General features: G+C 68.9%; 11 protein-coding genes and 1 pseudogene. 4 read left to right on the forward strand and 8 right to left on the reverse strand.

Annotation, left to right across the window (positions count from 1 at the left end):
• Positions 1-9 precede the first annotated feature (9 nt).
• The 3 genes from ACIP1U_RS25225 to ACIP1U_RS25235 form a co-directional block, all read right to left on the reverse strand.
• Complete coding sequence (locus tag ACIP1U_RS25225) at positions 10-1,008, reverse strand: Bug family tripartite tricarboxylate transporter substrate binding protein (RefSeq protein ID WP_400320877.1); 999 nt, start codon at positions 1,006-1,008, stop codon at positions 10-12.
• 95 nt (positions 1,009-1,103) lie between these two features.
• Positions 1,104-3,284 carry an acetate--CoA ligase family protein gene (locus ACIP1U_RS25230; RefSeq protein WP_400320880.1) on the reverse strand — a complete coding sequence of 727 codons (2,181 nt, stop codon included), beginning with the start codon at positions 3,282-3,284 and terminating at the stop codon, positions 1,104-1,106.
• 80 nt (positions 3,285-3,364) lie between these two features.
• Positions 3,365-4,171 (reverse strand): IclR family transcriptional regulator, encoded by an 807-nt coding sequence (locus tag ACIP1U_RS25235; protein ID WP_400320883.1) that lies wholly within the window; start codon positions 4,169-4,171, stop codon positions 3,365-3,367.
• A gap of 163 nt (positions 4,172-4,334) precedes the next feature.
• Between ACIP1U_RS25235 and ACIP1U_RS25240 the strand changes: the two genes are divergently transcribed.
• The 3 genes from ACIP1U_RS25240 (at position 4,335) to ACIP1U_RS25250 (ending at position 8,005) form a co-directional block, all read left to right on the forward strand.
• The gene (locus ACIP1U_RS25240; protein ID WP_400320886.1) at positions 4,335-5,333 is read left to right on the forward strand and encodes a Bug family tripartite tricarboxylate transporter substrate binding protein; all 999 of its coding nucleotides are present in this window, start codon (positions 4,335-4,337) and stop codon (positions 5,331-5,333) included.
• Positions 5,334-5,355: 22 nt separating this feature from the next.
• Positions 5,356-6,342: a LysR family transcriptional regulator gene (locus tag ACIP1U_RS25245; protein ID WP_400320889.1), complete on the forward strand. Its 987-nt coding sequence runs from the start codon at positions 5,356-5,358 to the stop codon at positions 6,340-6,342.
• Positions 6,343-6,472: 130 nt separating this feature from the next.
• Positions 6,473-8,005: a diguanylate cyclase gene (locus ACIP1U_RS25250; protein ID WP_400320892.1), complete on the forward strand. Its 1,533-nt coding sequence runs from the start codon at positions 6,473-6,475 to the stop codon at positions 8,003-8,005.
• 170 nt (positions 8,006-8,175) lie between these two features.
• Here the strand turns inward: ACIP1U_RS25250 and ACIP1U_RS25255 are convergent.
• The 3 genes and pseudogenes from ACIP1U_RS25255 to ACIP1U_RS25265 form a co-directional block, all read right to left on the reverse strand.
• Positions 8,176-8,556, reverse strand: a pseudogene (locus ACIP1U_RS25255) (YihY/virulence factor BrkB family protein); the annotation flags it as partial.
• Positions 8,557-8,702: 146 nt separating this feature from the next.
• Positions 8,703-9,722: a Bug family tripartite tricarboxylate transporter substrate binding protein gene (locus tag ACIP1U_RS25260; RefSeq protein WP_400320894.1), complete on the reverse strand. Its 1,020-nt coding sequence runs from the start codon at positions 9,720-9,722 to the stop codon at positions 8,703-8,705.
• A gap of 67 nt (positions 9,723-9,789) precedes the next feature.
• Positions 9,790-11,391, reverse strand: coding sequence for a sulfatase (locus ACIP1U_RS25265; protein WP_400320897.1), 1,602 nt, complete (start codon positions 11,389-11,391; stop codon positions 9,790-9,792).
• 139 nt (positions 11,392-11,530) lie between these two features.
• On the opposite strand from ACIP1U_RS25265, the gene ACIP1U_RS25270 reads away from it, so the two are divergent.
• Positions 11,531-12,439 (forward strand): LysR family transcriptional regulator, encoded by a 909-nt coding sequence (locus ACIP1U_RS25270; RefSeq protein ID WP_400320899.1) that lies wholly within the window; start codon positions 11,531-11,533, stop codon positions 12,437-12,439.
• An 18-nt stretch (positions 12,440-12,457) separates the two neighbouring features.
• Here ACIP1U_RS25270 and ACIP1U_RS25275 read toward each other — a convergent pair whose 3' ends face one another.
• Complete coding sequence (locus ACIP1U_RS25275; RefSeq protein ID WP_400320902.1) at positions 12,458-13,495, reverse strand: LacI family DNA-binding transcriptional regulator; 1,038 nt, start codon at positions 13,493-13,495, stop codon at positions 12,458-12,460.
• Positions 13,496-14,198: 703 nt separating this feature from the next.
• Positions 14,199-15,191, reverse strand: a complete 993-nt coding sequence (locus ACIP1U_RS25280; protein WP_400320904.1) for a tripartite tricarboxylate transporter substrate binding protein — start codon at positions 15,189-15,191, stop codon at positions 14,199-14,201.
• Positions 15,192-15,199: the final 8 nt, after the last annotated feature.

Raw genomic sequence — 15,199 nt, forward strand, 5'->3', positions numbered from 1 at the left:
CTTGGCGGCTCATTCCTGGGCCGCGCCGCTCGACTTGACCAGCGCGGCCCAGGCGGGCACATCGCTGCGCATCTGCGCGGCAAAGGCGCTGCGCGGCTGGGGCGTGTAGCGCATGCCGAGCGCGTCGGCCTGCGCCTTGATGGCGGGATCGCGCATCGCGGCGAGCGTGGCGCGTTCGAGCTTGTCGACGATCTCGACCGGCGTGCGCGCGGGGGCAAACAGTGCGAACCAGCTGTCCACGCCGAACGCCACGCCGGCTTCGGTAAAGGTCGGCACATCGGGCAGCGCTGGCGAGCGCTCGGATCCGGTAACCGCCAGCGCCCGCACCTTGCCGCTGCGGATCAGCGGCAAGGTGCCGGCCAGGTCGGACATGGCCACGGGCAGCGTGCCGCCCATCACGTCGGTCAGCATCGGGCTGACGCCCTTGTACGGGATGTGGCGCAGGCGGATGCCGCCCAGCACGTTGAGGCTTTCGCCGGCGAGATGGCCGCCGGAGCCGTTGCCCCATGAACCGTAGGTCAGGTCGGCGCCTGGCCGCTTGGCCGCGGCGAGCAGCGCGGGCAGGTCGCGGCCGGTAAAGCCGGGCCCGGCGATCAGCACATTGCCGCCGTAAAAGAGCCGGCTGATGGGCACGAAGTCGCGCAGCGGGTCATAGGGCAGCTTCGGGAAAATGGCCGGCGCGATCGCATGGGTAGCGGAAATGCCGACCACCAGCGTGTAGCCGTCCGGCGCGGCGCGCGCGACCTGTGCCGAGCCGATGGTGCCGGTGGCGCCGGCCACGTTCTCCACCACCACGGTCTTGCCCAGTTCCTTCGACAGGCCCGCCGCCAGCAGCCGGCCAACCACGTCGGTGCCGCCGCCCGGCGGGAACGGTACCACCAGCCGGATCGGCTTGTCGGGATAGGGGCCGGCGTGCGCGGGGGAAGCCACCCCGCACAGCGCCACGGCGAGCGCGCCCAGTCCGCGCAGCGCCATGCGCCGCGCCGGCACGTGCGTGTGCATTTGCATGCTTGTCTCCTGTCTTTTGATTGAGGTACTGCGTTTTGCCGCGGGGGCGGCGCCCGTCTGCGCAGGCATCCTGTCCACCGCGTTGCGCGCCGCCGCTATGAAGCGCTGCGACGGTCCGGGCGAAGCGTGACCACCGCGTCGGCGGCGACCAGCCCCTGCGCGGTGACGATGAATGGATTGATCTCGAGCGTGTCCAGGCGCTCACCCAAGTCCGCGGCGAGTTGCGACACCGTGGCCAGCACCTGGGCCGCGGCATCGAGGTCCACTTCCGGGTTGCCGCGATGCCCTTCGCACAGCGCGGCGGCACGGCTGTCGCGCAGCATTGCACGCGCCTGCGCGCGCGACAGCGGCGCCAGCCCGCAGGCGGTCTGGCGGAAGATCTCGACAGCAGTGCCGCCGATGCCCGCCAGCGCCACCAGTCCGAACACCGGATCGCGCCGCACGCCAACCATCACCTCGCCCCAGCCGCGCACCATGCGCGCCACCAGCACGCCTTCGAATGGCACCGGCGCTCCGCTTTCGGTGCGCGCCAGGGCGACCGCTTGCGCCATGCGGGCAAAGGCGTCGCGCACCGCCTGCGCATCGGCGAGGTTGAGGGCCACGCCGCCGACATCGCTCTTGTGCAGGATCTCGCGCGAGCACAGCTTCACCACCACGGGATAGCCAAGACCCTCGGCGATGCGCACCGCCTCTTCCGCATCGCGCGCGAGCCCGTGCGGGGCCACCGGCACCCCGGCGTCGGCGAGCAGGCGCATGGCCTCGGATTCAGACAGCGCCGTGGCGTCGGGCGGCAGGTCGCATGGCAGTGCATCGCTCATGCCCTGCCGCGGCTCAATTTCAGACGACATACCCGCGCCGCTGGCGGCTTCCAGCGCCGCCGCCCGCGCCAGCGTGGCGACGGCTTCGACCGCATGGCCCGGTTCGCGGAACACCAGGCAGCCGCGTGCTTCCAGCCATGCGCGCTTGTCGTCGTCGACGATGCCGGCCAGCAGCAGCGGTGCGGCATTCGCGTCTTCGCTCAACGCGCCGATGGTCTGCTGCAGCTCCGGCCACAGCCGCGGCGCATTGGCACCCCCGGCCAGGAAGGCCGCGACGCAGCCAAAGGCACCGCTGCGCGCCACGCCCGCGATGGCATCCATGAACACGCGCGGCTGCGCCACCACCTGCCCCGTCACGTCGATGGGATTGGCGGTGCTGGCGAACGGGATCGCGGTGCGCAGCGCCTCGGCCGCGTCGTCCGGCATCGGCGGCAGCGGCAAACCCAGCTGTTCGGCGCGATCGGCCATCATGATGCCCACGCCACCGGACACGGTGACGATCGCCAGCGGCGTGGCGGCAGCGGCGCCGCCCCCTTCCGGGTGCTGCCAGGCCGCCGGCCGCCGCCCGCGGGACAGCACGTAGCCGAGCCGGAAGAACTCTTCCAGCGTATGGGCCCGGTGCACGCCGTAGGCGTCGAACACCGCCTGGTAGACCGCGTCCTCGCCGGTCAGGCTGGCCGTGTGCGACTGCGCCGAGCGTGCGCCGGCCGCCGTGGTGCCGACCTTGGTAACCACCACCGGCTTGCCCGCAGCGCGCGCCGCGGCCAGCGCCTGGCGCAGGCGCGCGCCGTCGCGGCAGCCTTCGATGTAGGCAAGGATCACGCGGGTGTTCGGGTCATTGGCCAGCCATGCGATCACGTCGGCCACCTGCAGCCCGGCCTCGTTGCCGGTGGTGACCCAGTGGCTCAGGCCCAGCCCTGCCTCGCGCGCCAGCGCATACGCATAGGCACCGAAGGCGCCGCTCTGGCTCACCAGGCCCACTTCGCCGACCGGCGGCACGCCGCTGAGCGGGATCGGCGAGAAGGTGGCGAACATGCGCTCGCGCAGGTTCATCGCGCCCAGGCAGTTGGGGCCCAGCAGCGTCACGCCCGCATCGCGCGCGCTGCGGGCCAGCATGTCCTGCATGCGCACGCCGCCCTCCCCGGCTTCCGCGAAGCCGGAAGTGAAGACCACCGCCGCGCGCGTGCCGTTGCCGGCCAGCTGCGCCATCACGTCCTGGCTGGCGCTGGCGGGCACTGCCACGATCGCCAGGTCGACGGGCTCGCCGATGTCCGCCAGCGAGCCATAGGCGCGCAGGCCCTGCACCTCGGCAGCGGACGGGTTGACCGGATAGACGCGTCCCGCGTAGCCCAGCTCGCGCAGCAACCGGATCGGCATGCCGCCCACCTTGTCTGGCTGGGTGGAAGCACCGACCACCGCGATCGAACGCGGGTACAGCAGGGAATTCAGGTCAACCATGTGGCAGTCTCCAGGTCTTGTTTTCTGGTTCGTTTCGATCGGGCGTGGCCGGCTATTTCTGGCCAGCTATTCCTGGCCGGCTATTGCCGCAGGCCGGTGGCGGCCTCGATGGCGCGGACCATCTCCATCAGCAGCGGCGCCACCTTTTTTTCCATCATCCCGCGCTTCACCTGCGAGCCGGGCACGGCGCAGTTGAACAGCAGCGGGCGGTTCAGGTACTTGATGCGCGAATAGACGCCCACGCCGTACACGCCGATGCCGGCGTCGCCCTCGTTGAGCGCGAAGCCGCGCTTGGGGTAATGCGCCACGTTGTGGCACAGCGTGTCGTAGAACGCCGCGTATTCCTCGGGCCGTTCCTCGCGGGCGGCCACCATCAGGCTTTCGAACTGCGCCTTCGACAACGTGCACAGGTAAGCCCGGCCCATGGCCGTGCTGAGCACCGAGCGCACGGCGCCGGTGCCCGGCCGCGCCGGCGTGCCCTCGTTGTGGGTGCAGGACTGCAGGTAGGTCACGTCGAGCCGGTGCGCCACGCCCATCGACGCAGCGCCCTCGATGCGGTCCGCCAGCGCCTGCATCAGCGGCCGGGCCACGTGGCGCACCTGCAGCCCGGCCAGGTACGGATAGCCGAGCGCCAGCACCTGGGCGCTGACGAAGTACTTGTCGAGCTTGGGATCCCAGTCAAGGTAGCCCAGCTCGAACAGCGTGCGGCAGATGCGCGAGACGGTGGCGCGCGGCAGCTGCAGCCGCTGCGCCAGCTCGCCGTTGCCGAGCGGGCGCGGCTCGTCGATAAAGCAGCGCAGCAGGGCAAAGCCCTTGGCCAGCAGGCCGCCGAAGGACGGATCCTCGCGGCGGCGCTCGGCGATGAATTGTTCGACTGGCAGGTTCATGGCGTTTTCCTCTTTACCCAGTCTGGACAGCGCGCCATCCAGTGTCAAAAAGCGGAATCAATTTCCAAATATTGGAAATATAGATCATCGTGTTGACCCCTCGCCGCGGCCCCAATAAGGTTCTCCCAGCCTCGGACATAGATTCGAACAGGAGACAAAAGCCATGAAGAACCGCACTCTGGCCCGCCGGCGGCGTGCCGTGCTGATCACAGCCGCAGCCCTGTGCCTGCTGCCGTTTGGCGCAAGCGCCGAGGGGGCTTACCCGACCAAGCCCGTGCGGCTAGTGGTGGCGTACCCGGCAGGCGGCCTGACCGACACGCTGGCGCGCGCGCTGGCGGAAGGTCTCGGCAAGCAGCTGGGCCAGACCATCGTGGTCGAGAACAAGGGCGGCGCGGGCGGCATTATCGGCACCGACCAGGCGGCCAAGGCGGCGCCTGACGGCTACACCCTGCTGCTGACCATCCCCGGCCCCATCACGGCCAACCTGGCGCTGTACAAGAAGCTGCCCTACGATCCGCGCACCGACCTGCGCCCGATTTCCGACATCGCCACCGCGCGCACCGTGCTGGCGGTCAATGCTTCCCTCCCGGTCAAGACCGTGGCCGAACTGATCGACTATGCGAAGAAGGAACCCGGCAAGGTGCGCATGGGCTCCTGGGGACCGGGCACCCAGCCGCATACCATCCAGACCTACCTGGCCAAGAAATATGGTGTCGACATCCTGCACGTGCCCTACCGCGGCGAGGGGCCGATGGTGACCGACCTGCTGGCCGGCCAGGTCAACGTCACGGTGGGCTCGGTCACCGCGCTGCAGCAGCACTTTGCAGGCGGCAAGCTGCGGCCGCTGGCCGTGACCGGACCGCGCCGCGCCAGGTCGCTGCCCGACGTGCCCACCTTTGCCGAGGCCGGCTATCCCGACGAGGCCTACCGGCTGACCGGGCCGATCACGCTGATGGCGCCGGCCAGGACGCCCCAGCCCATCATCGACCGCCTGGGGCGCGAGGTCAGCGCGCTGGTGAAGAGCCCGGCCTTCTCCAAGCGCATCGAGGACATGGGCGCCGAGCCTATCGGCAACACCCCGCCCGAGGCGCTCAGCGCCTACACGGCCTACCTGCCGGTGGTGCTGAAGCTGACCGCCGACACGGGGGTCACGCTGGACTGACGCCGCCACCGGAGCGCCTGCCATGCGGCTCAGTCAGATCCAGGACTTCATTGCGGTGGCGGAAGGCGGCAGCATCCGTGCCGCGGCCAGGACGCGCGACGTGTCGGCGCCCGCGCTCACCAAGAGCATCCGGCAACTCGAAGACGAACTGCATGTGCCGCTGCTCACGCGCACCACGCGCGGCGTCGTGCTGTCGAACTACGGCGAGGCGTTCCTGCGCCGCGCACGCCTGATCGCGGCCGAGGCCCGCCGGGCCACTGAAGAGATGACACAGATGCTGGGCGCCCGCACCGGCACGGTCCGCCTCGGCGTCACGGGCGGACCGGCTCACCTGCTCGTGCCCGCGGCGCTGAACCGCTTCCGGCGACAGCACCCGGAGGTCGAGGTCTGCATCGACAGCGGCCGGTATGCGATGCACCAGCAGGATTTGCGCGCGGGCCTGATCGACATGGCGGTGAGCCCGGTTCCCGACGAAGGCACCGACAACGACTTTATCTGCGAGCCGCTCTACAACAACGACTCGGTGGTGGTGGCGCACCAGGAGCATCCGCTGCGCCATGCGCGCTCGCTGCGCGAGCTGGTGGGATCCGAATGGATCCTGACGACCGCCGGCATGCACGGGCCGGGCGCGGCCATCATGGATGCCTTCCGGGCGCGCAGCCTGCCGCTGCCGCGCGTGGCGGCGCGCTGCGATACCTTTGGCATGATCCAGGCGCTGCTGCAGGACCGGAAGCTCCTGTGCATGGTGGCGCGCCAGCTGATGTACCCGGCGCGGGCCCCGGCCGGATTGGCAGTCCTGCCGATCGAGGACGTCCTGCCGAGCCACACCGTGTGCCTGATCTACCGCGCGGATTCGCCGATGCCCCCCGTCGTCGCCAGCTTTGCCGCGCAGCTCAGGCGCGAGGCGCACTACCTGGTCAACATGCCCGACAGTCCGCTGCGCCGGCCCGGCGCTGCGCCGCCAGCGTGCGAGCCGGCGCCCTTCGCAAGTGGCGATCTGGTGACTTGAAACCGGGTCGGGCACGCACCGGGCGATGTGCAGGCCGTTAAACTCAGTTGTGACATTTTTCCCACGGTTCAATCGAGGTACCCGCAGGCACTACAATGCTGCAAAAAATGCACCGGCAGCGCCTGCCTCCATGATCGACCTTGCAAGACGACGCCTGCGCGTACGCCTGAACCCCGCCGCGATGATCGTCCCGGCGACCATTGCCCTGGCGGTTGCCATCGCCGGCCTGGGCGCCGCCGCACTGGCCCAGATGCGAAGCGACGCCCAGGCCAGCGCCAGCGAAGCCTCGGCCAACCTGGCGCTCACGCTGGAGCGCAGCATCTCGCGCAACCTGCATCTCTACCAGTTCGCCATCGCCGGGGTCGCCGATGCCATGCAGGACCCGGAAGTGATGCAGCTGCCGACCGCCCTGCGCCAGCGCGTGCTGTTCGACCGTTCGATCAACGCCGAGGACATGGGGTCGCTGCTGGCCACCGATGCCAGCGGCAAGCTCGTGCTCGATTCGCACAAGTGGCCGCCCCGCGCCGTGAACCTTGCGGACCGCGATTATTTCCAGGCCCACGTGCACAACGCCAACGCCGGCATCTTCCTTAGCCAGCCGTTCCAGCCACGGCTCACTCCGGAGAACAAGTCCATCGGCCTGAGCCGCCGGGTGTCGGGGCCTGATGGCGCCTTCCGCGGCATCGTCGTCGGCACCCTGCGCCTGAACTACTTTCGCAAGCTGTTCAACGGCGTCAGTCTCGGCTCCGGCGGTACGCTGACGCTGCTGCGCACCGACGGAACCATCATCATGCGCCGCCCATACGATGATTCGTCGGTGGGTCGCAATATCTCGGCCAGCCCTTCCTTCGCGCCGCTGCTGCGGGGCACCGAAGGCAGCTTTATCGGCGTCGCCGCGGTCGACGGCGTGCGGCGGCTGTACAGCTACCGGCGCCTGCCCGACTTCCCGCTCATGGTGGTGGTCGGGCGCTCGGTCCACGACGTGCTGGCCCCCTGGTACAAGCGCGCATGGTGGTTTGCCGGCCTGATCGCCGTGGTCGATGCGCTGATCGTGGCGCTGGCGGTGCTGCTGTCGCGCCAGTGGCGCCGCCGCCTCGACATGGAAGCGCACCTTCGGCTGATGGTGAATACCGATGGCCTGACCGGCCTGGGCAGCCGGCGCGCGCTGGACGACGCCGCCGACAAGGAATGGCGGCGCTCTCGCCGCGACGGCCAGCCGCTGTCGCTGCTGATGGTCGATGTCGACCACTTCAAGCAGTTCAACGACCGCTACGGCCACCTTGCCGGCGACGATGCGCTGGCCGCGGTCGGCGACAGCATCCAGAAACAGATCCGCCGGCCGGGCGACTATGCCGGCCGCTACGGCGGCGAGGAATTCGCGATCCTGCTGCCCGGCACGCCTGCAGCCGGCGCCGCCAGGGTCGCCGAGGCCATTCGCCATGCGGTGCAGTCACTGGAGATCCCGAACACGGACAGCCCGCTTGGCGCTGTCACGGTCAGCATCGGCGTTGCCACCAGTTCGGCCAGAGACGGGGACGCCCCGCCGTTCGCGGACCTGCGTGCCTTCCTGCATGGCGGGGACCAGGCGCTCTACCTGGCCAAGCGCGACGGCCGCAACCGCGTGGTGGTATTGGGCGAAACCACGCCGGTGCTGGCCATCTGATGCGGCGCCAGCCCCGCGATGCAGCGCCTCAGTGCGTCCGGTGCAGGTAAGCTTCGACGTAGCTCACGCCGAACTTGATCAGGTCGCGGGTATCGCCTGAATGATGCCCCGCCTCGGAGCAGACACCACCGGCGCCTGCGCCAGTTCCCGCAGGCGGTTCCGCAATGCCTGCTTGACTGCAGCTCGGCAAACACCGTGGTCGCGCCGACCAGCAACGCCACCACGCCGAAGATGGCGGTGATCGTACTGGCCGCCGGCTCGCTGACCGCCACCAGCATCCCTTCGACCACCTCCGCCCCTTCCGCGCCGATCAGCCCGTTCAACTCGCTGACCACCTCGCCGCGCGCCGCTTCCGCGCCGAATATCACACCCGCCACGGTGATGACGATCATCAGCAATGGGGCAATCGAGAAGACGGTGTAGTACGCCAGCGCCGCGCCCATGCTCGGGGCATAGTCGTCGATCCAGGAGTTAATGCTCTCGCGAATCAACGCGAAGGCGGCGCGCGGCGACACGGGGCATGCGGGGTTCTGTCGCGACGTGTCCTGCATGGCTATAGCAAATCCCATTCCAGAGCACCGGGCGCCCGCAATGCGGCCCCTGGGGCGACATCCTGCAACGGGCGCTCCCAGAATTACCAGGCGCGCGCTTTCACCTGTGCGGCATGTGCCTGCCAGAATACCCGGCGGGCTTCCGATCAATCCAGCGACACCCCCAGCTTGCGGATCAACTCGCCCCAGCGCTTGCTGCCTGCCGCCAGCCACGCCGTGGCCTGGGTGCCGTCTGTGGCCTGTGGCCTGACACCTTGCGCCAGCAGCTTCTTCTGAAATCCCTCATCCGCGAAGATCGTCTTCAGCTCCTGTTCCCAGCGCGCGCGGATCGGCGCGGGCGTGCCGGACGGCACCAGCATTACGAAAGCGAACTCGGCGTCGAAGCCGGATACGCCGGTCTCCGCCACGGTGGGCACGTCGGGCAGCAAAGGATCGCGCCGCAGCCCCGATACCGCCAGCGGCACCAGCTTACCGCTGCGGATGTACTGCACCGCGGTCGGCGTCGCCAGGAAGCCAGCCGGCACCTGCCCCGCCAGCACGTCGCTGAGCGCCGGGGCGTTTCCCTTGTAAGGAACGTGCGTGCCCTGGATTTTCGTGCGCGCCTTCAGCATCTCGAAGGCGATATGCCCCGGCGACGCGATTCCCGCCGAGGCATACGACAAGTCCTGTGTCTTCGCCATGGCCAGAAATTTGTCGAGGCTCGCGACCTTGATGGCCGGGTGCGTCACCAGAACCTGGTTGAAGGTGCCGGCCAAGCCCACCGGCTGCAGGTCGCGCACCGGGTCGAACGACATCTTGCGGTAGGCGAACGGGTTGACCGTCACCAGCGTATCGGTCGACATCAGCAGCGTGTAGCCGTCAGGGGTGGCGCGCGCCGCGGTCTCGGCACCGACGTTGCCGCCGGCACCAGCGCGGTTTTCCACCACCACCGGCTGCTTCAGGTCGCGGCCCGCACGCTCGGCCACCAGCCGGGCCACGGTATCGAGCGGCCCGCCGGCCGGGAAATTGACGATGATGCGGACCGGCCGCGACGGGTAGGCGTCTTGCGCGCGCGCGGGCAAGACGGCCAGCAATGCGAGGCCGGCAACGGCGGCCAGCCAGCCGCGCCGGGGGCGACACGAAGCGGTGGGGAAACCAATGGGCCGGGTAGCCATGGGGCGAGTCATGCGTTGTCTCCGTTTCTCTCGTTATCGATGTGGCTGTCCTGGCAGCCGGCCAGCTGGCCTGGATGCGTCAGGCCAGTGCGGTTGGGTTCGGGCTGGCGTCGCTATGCCCGATCATCGTCAGCACCAGCTGGTGCAGCAATTCCTGGCGTACGCCCGCCAGCGCGGGTTCGTGCCACAGGTTGTGCGATTCGGTCGGGTCGCTCTCCAGGTCGTACAGTTCGCCCCAGTCCGCGCCTTCATAGAGGCTGAGCCGATAGCGTGCGGTTTGCAGCGTGCGCATGCGGGTGCGCATCGGGAAATCGAAGAGCGTGCGCTGGTTTTCCTCTTCGACCAGCACAGCCTCGCGCGGCAGCGCCTCGCCCGCCATGGCCTGCAGCAGCGACAAGCCTTGCATGCCGTTGTAGGGCAGGCAGCCGGCGCGCGCCAGGATGGTCGGGGCGATGTCGATGGTGGAACACAACACCTGGCTGCGCACGGCCGGTGCAGTGTCCGCGGCCCGCGAGGCCGGCTCGGACCACAGCAGCGGTGTGCGGATCAGGCCCTGGTAGTGCAGCGGCCCCTTCCACAGCAACTGGTGGTCGCCGAAGAAATCGCCGTGGTCGCTGGTGAACAGCACCACGGTATTGCGGTCCAGCCCCAGGGCCGCCAGCCGGGCCATCACACGGCCGATGGTGTCGTCGATATGCGCGATCGAGCCATAGTTCAGCGCCAGTGCCTCGCGCGCCTCGCGCTCGGTGCAGGCGAACATCGCCGGCGTGTGCTTGACCGCGCGACCGCCATCGCGCTGTGCGTGCATCCATTTGAGGTGAGGCGGGGCCAGCGCGGGATCGTCATGAAACGACGCGGGCAACGCCATGTCCTCGGGCCGGTACATGCCCCAGTAGCGGCCGGGCGGCGTGAACGGGTGGTGCGGATCGGGAAACGAGCACTGGATCATGAACGGCGCGTCGGCCCCGGCGTATTGCTCCAGCAGGTCGATGGTGCGGTCGCCGATCCAGGCGGTGGTCGACAAAGTCTCCGGCACGCGTGTGCGCCACGCCTGCCGTGCGGCGCAGAGCGCGTATTCCGGCGTCGGGATGGCGTGCTGCTGCCCGCACAGCGCAGCCACTTCCGGGTGGTGCAGTTCAAGCCAGCGGCGGTAATGGCCGCCGGCTGTGTCGCCATGATCGATGACCAGCTGCACATCGCCGAAGCCATAGAACGGCAGCGACATGTCGAAGCCCGCGTCATCGCGCCACGCCGGCGCCCATTCCTGGTCGAAGCGGCCAGCCTCGGGCCGGCGCGCCTCGCCATCGGTGCGCGGATCCTGCGGGCGCGGCCACACCGGCGGCAGCCCCGTCATGTTCTGCAGGTGCGACTTGCCGACCAGTCCGGTGCGGTAGCCCGCCTCGCGCAGCCGCTCGACGAAGGTGACCTGCGACAGCGGCAGCGGAATGCCGTTATGGCGCGCACCATGGGCCGACGGCATGCGCCCGGTCATCAGCGACGAGCGGTTGGGCATGCAGATCGGCGAGGCTACGTAGCAGCGCTGCGCCACCCAGCCTCCCAGTCGGTCGATATTGGGCGTGCGCACGACATCGTTGCCATAAATGCCGAGGTGGTCGGCGCGGTGCTGGTCGGTGATGAAGAGCAGGAAATTAGGGCGAGAAAGCGGTGTCGGGTCGGACATGTGGGGCAACTCAGGGGGCGATCGGGGACGCTGTCAGGGCGACATGGCGCCACGTGCGAAAAGTATGGCACCGGCCACGATGACATGGAAATGATTAAAATGGCGGCTGCTATAACATCATTGGCATACCGAAAACACCATGGACTGGAGCCAGCGGCTGCGCATCCGGCAACTGCATGTACTGGTGGCGCTCTACGAAACCCGCAACGTCAGCCATACCGCGCAACGGCTCAGCATGACGCAGCCGGCACTGTCGCGCTGGCTGGCCGAGCTGGAAAGCGAGCTCGGCGTCGCACTGTTCGAGCGGCATTCACGCGGCCTGGTGCCGACGCGCTTCTGCGAAGCGCTGGTGGTCCACGCGCGCACCATCCTCAGCGAGATCGAACGCACCCAGGCCACCATCCGCGTGATGGCGGACGGCGCAGCCGGGCAGCTGGCGATCGGCGCAACTCCCACGGTGGCGGTCGACCTGCTCCCTGCGGCGATCCGGCACTTTCGCGAGGCGTTTCCCGAGGCGCATCTGACGCTTTCCGAGGGCACCGTGGAAGACATGCTGCCGGCTCTGCGCGAAGGGCGGCTGGATTTCGTGGTCGGGCGCACCGAGGTGCAGGGTATCGACGCGCCGCTGCGCTGCGACCTGCTCTATCCAGAGAGCATCCGCGTCATTGCCGGCCCGGCACATCCGCTGGCGCGCCGGCGCAAGCTGCGCTGGGACGAGACGCGCGCTTATACATGGATCGGCCCGCCCGCCACCAGCCAGATCCGGCGCGAGCTGGACTACGAACTGGCGCTGGCGGGTGAACCGGCGCCGACGGTGCGCATCGAGAGCGCCACGGTGCTGGCGAACGTGGCGTTGCTGCAGCAAAGCGAATTGCTGGCGGTAATGTCGGGGAGGATGACCGAGTTCTTCCGCGCCCTGGGGCAGGTGGTGCCATTGCCGCTGCCGTACCGGCGCGAAGGCACGGTGGGCGTGCTGCGGCACCGCGACGCCGAGCAGACGCCGCTGCGGCAGGCTTTCCTGGCCGCGCTGGTGGCGGCGGCACGCTAGCGCTGCCGCCCTCTCCGGCTATGACGCGTCGCCGCGCGGCGCGGCAGTAGACCCGCGCACGATCAGCTGCGGCGTCAGCTGCACCGTGACGGCATCGGATCCCGGCTTGTCGATCTGCCGGAGCAGCAGCCGCGCCGCCTCTTCGCCCATTTCGTGGACGGCGATGCGCACCGTAGTCAGCGGCGGGGTCAGCGCATCGGCAAATGGCATGTCGTTGTGGCCCACTACCGAGATGTCGGCGGGGCAATCCAGTCCGCGTGCGCGCAGCAGGTCGTAGCAGCCCATCGCCACCAGGTCGTTGCCCGCGGCGATGGCCGTGACCGCCGGATAGGCTTCCAGCAGTTGCGCGCACGCCAGCTTGCCGGCCTCGCGCGAATAGCTGGCAGCCTCGATCACATGCCAGGCGTCGCGGCGCAGGCGGTGCCGCCTGACCGCCTGGACAAAGCCCTCGCGCCGCAGGAAGCCGGTGGACAGCGCGGCCGGCCCGGCGATGTGGCCGATATGGCGATGGCCCAGGCCGACCAGGTGGTCTACGGTCAGCCGCATCGCCAGCAGGTTGTCGCTGACCACGCACGAGACCCGTCCGGTCTCTTCGCCGCGGTTGACCGTGACGACGGGGATATGCTGCCGGATGCAGTAGTCCAGCACCGCGTCCTCGCGCTCCGCCGTCGCCAGCACCAGCCCTTCGACCTGCCGGCCGATCATCTGGTCGATGATGAAGCGCTGCCGGCTCTTGTCGGTGCCGGCGTTGACGACGATGGGCACGTAGCCCTGCTGCGCCAGCACCGACTCGATCCCCGCCAGGATCGGCGGGAACACCGGGTTGGCGATATCGGGCAGCACCACGCCCACCAGCCCGGAGCGCTGCGTGCGCAAGCCCGCTGCAATGCGGTTGGGGCGGAAGCCGCGCGCCTCGGCCACCTCCAGGATGCGCGCAGCGACGTCCTGCGCCACCAGGTGCCGCGTGGCCGGGTTCATGACACGCGAGACCGTCGAGTAGTGCACGTCGATCTCGGCGGCCAGGTCTTTCAGGGTAAGGCGCTTGCGCTCGGACATGACGGAAGGAAGTGGGCGGTGGCCCGGGAATGGCTGGATACGACATTTTAAGGTGCATTGGCCCGGGGATTGGGGCCGGGGCCTCAATGAAGTCCAGCGCTTCACTTCGAGGAAGTGTCTGCCGTCATCCCAACGTGGCCGCGGCTGGACATCTGGCGGATATTTGATGCGCCCGGTTCCGCCCTAAAGGGCGGGTAACTCTTTGTCCGAGCGACAAAGAGTCACCAGAAAGCGCGTTGACTGCCCTGGGCGGGCGGCCACTTTTATCGTAGTGGGCTGTGGCTTTCGTATGGGGCTGCGCTTCGTCGCAGAGCAGGGCTGCCTGCCGCCGTGGTGCGCCACCCTGGCTGGGATTGACGCGGTGATTGAACGAGCCCAGAGTTGTGCGTGGCCCCTGCTGCTGATGTCAACGTAGGAACGCACGCGGCTGCGCTGCGCGCCGGCAGTATCTCAGGTCATGGACTCGGGCACGGAACGCGTCGCTGCGCTCGCTTGGCGCTATCGCTGGTGAACCCAACAGCTTGTTCGAGCCGCTTGTTTGCTCCCCTCTCCCGCGCGCGGGAGAGGGGCCGGGGGAGAGGGCAGGAGCCTCCACGACGTACAGCGCTTCACTTCGTAGACATGCCAGCCCTCTCCAAACTCCCTCCCGCCTGCGGCAGGGGAGCATCCGATCGGCACGCTTGTGCCACGGCGATGCCCAGCCCTACTCTCCGGCCCTGACGCCGGACTGCCGCACCACCGGCGCCAGCTTGCCGATTTCCGCCTGGATATGCGCGGCAAACTCCTGCGGTGATGAACGCCGCGGCTCGGCGCCCTGCGCGGCCAGGCGCTCGCGCACGTCGGGGGATGACAGCGCCTTGCCGATCTCGGCGTTGAGGGCGTCGACGATCTCGCGCGGCGTTCCGGCGGGGGCGAGGATGCCGAACCACGAATCGAAGGCATAGGCCGGAAAGCCCGACTCCGCGACGGTCGGGATATCCGGCAGCGCGCTGGCCCGCCTGGCTGTGGTCACCGCCAGGGCGCGCAGCTTGCCTTGCCTGACGAACGGCATGGCCGAGACGGTGGGCGCGAACATCATGTCGCCGCGGCCGGCCATGACGTCGGTAAGCGCTTCGCCCGTGCCCTTGTACGGGATATGCGTAATGTCGATGCCGGCCTGCATCTTGAACATCTCGCCGCTGAGGTGCGTGGAGCTTCCGGAGCCCGCGGAGTCAAAGTTCAGTGCGCCCGGCATGGCTTTGGCCGCCGCCACCACATCGCGCACCGATTTGTACTTGCTGGCCGCATTGACCACCAGCACGTTGGGCACGCTGGCCACCAGCGAGACCGGTGCGAAATCCTTCACCGTGTCATAGCCGAGCCTGGGATACAGCGTGGCGTTGATCGCGTGCCCGACCGATACCAGGATCAGCGTGTAGCCGTCCGGCGCCGCCTTGGCCACGCCGGTGGCGCCGACGGTGCCGCCCGCGCCGGGCCGGTTGTCGACGATCACCTGGTAGCTGCCGCCTTCGGCCATCTTGCTGCCGAGGATCCGCGCCAGGATATCGGTGGCGCTGCCGGCCGAGAACGGCACCACCAGCCGGATCGGCTTGCTGGGGTACTGGGATTGCATACTGGCGGCGGAGGCGGCGGGGGCAGCCGCCAGCATCAACGACGAAGTCAGCGCCAGCGCGGCGCCCTGGATGGATCGAATCATTCTTTGTC

The sequence above is a fragment of the Cupriavidus sp. NPDC089707 genome (assembly GCF_044748965.1).
Taxonomy (GTDB): domain Bacteria; phylum Pseudomonadota; class Gammaproteobacteria; order Burkholderiales; family Burkholderiaceae; genus Cupriavidus.

Excerpts from the sequence above, each read along its gene's own strand:
- ACIP1U_RS25225 (WP_400320877.1), bottom strand. The coding sequence starts at position 1,008 with ATGCAAATGCACACGCACGTGCCGGCGCGGCGCATGGCGCTGCGCGGA.
- ACIP1U_RS25230 (WP_400320880.1), bottom strand. The coding sequence starts at position 3,284 with ATGGTTGACCTGAATTCCCTGCTGTACCCGCGTTCGATCGCGGTGGTC.
- ACIP1U_RS25235 (WP_400320883.1), bottom strand. The coding sequence starts at position 4,171 with ATGAACCTGCCAGTCGAACAATTCATCGCCGAGCGCCGCCGCGAGGAT.
- ACIP1U_RS25240 (WP_400320886.1), top strand. The coding sequence starts at position 4,335 with ATGAAGAACCGCACTCTGGCCCGCCGGCGGCGTGCCGTGCTGATCACA.
- ACIP1U_RS25245 (WP_400320889.1), top strand. The coding sequence starts at position 5,356 with ATGCGGCTCAGTCAGATCCAGGACTTCATTGCGGTGGCGGAAGGCGGC.
- ACIP1U_RS25250 (WP_400320892.1), top strand. The coding sequence starts at position 6,473 with ATGATCGACCTTGCAAGACGACGCCTGCGCGTACGCCTGAACCCCGCC.
- ACIP1U_RS25260 (WP_400320894.1), bottom strand. The coding sequence starts at position 9,722 with ATGACTCGCCCCATGGCTACCCGGCCCATTGGTTTCCCCACCGCTTCG.
- ACIP1U_RS25265 (WP_400320897.1), bottom strand. The coding sequence starts at position 11,391 with ATGTCCGACCCGACACCGCTTTCTCGCCCTAATTTCCTGCTCTTCATC.
- ACIP1U_RS25270 (WP_400320899.1), top strand. The coding sequence starts at position 11,531 with ATGGACTGGAGCCAGCGGCTGCGCATCCGGCAACTGCATGTACTGGTG.
- ACIP1U_RS25275 (WP_400320902.1), bottom strand. The coding sequence starts at position 13,495 with ATGTCCGAGCGCAAGCGCCTTACCCTGAAAGACCTGGCCGCCGAGATC.
- ACIP1U_RS25280 (WP_400320904.1), bottom strand. The coding sequence starts at position 15,191 with ATGATTCGATCCATCCAGGGCGCCGCGCTGGCGCTGACTTCGTCGTTG.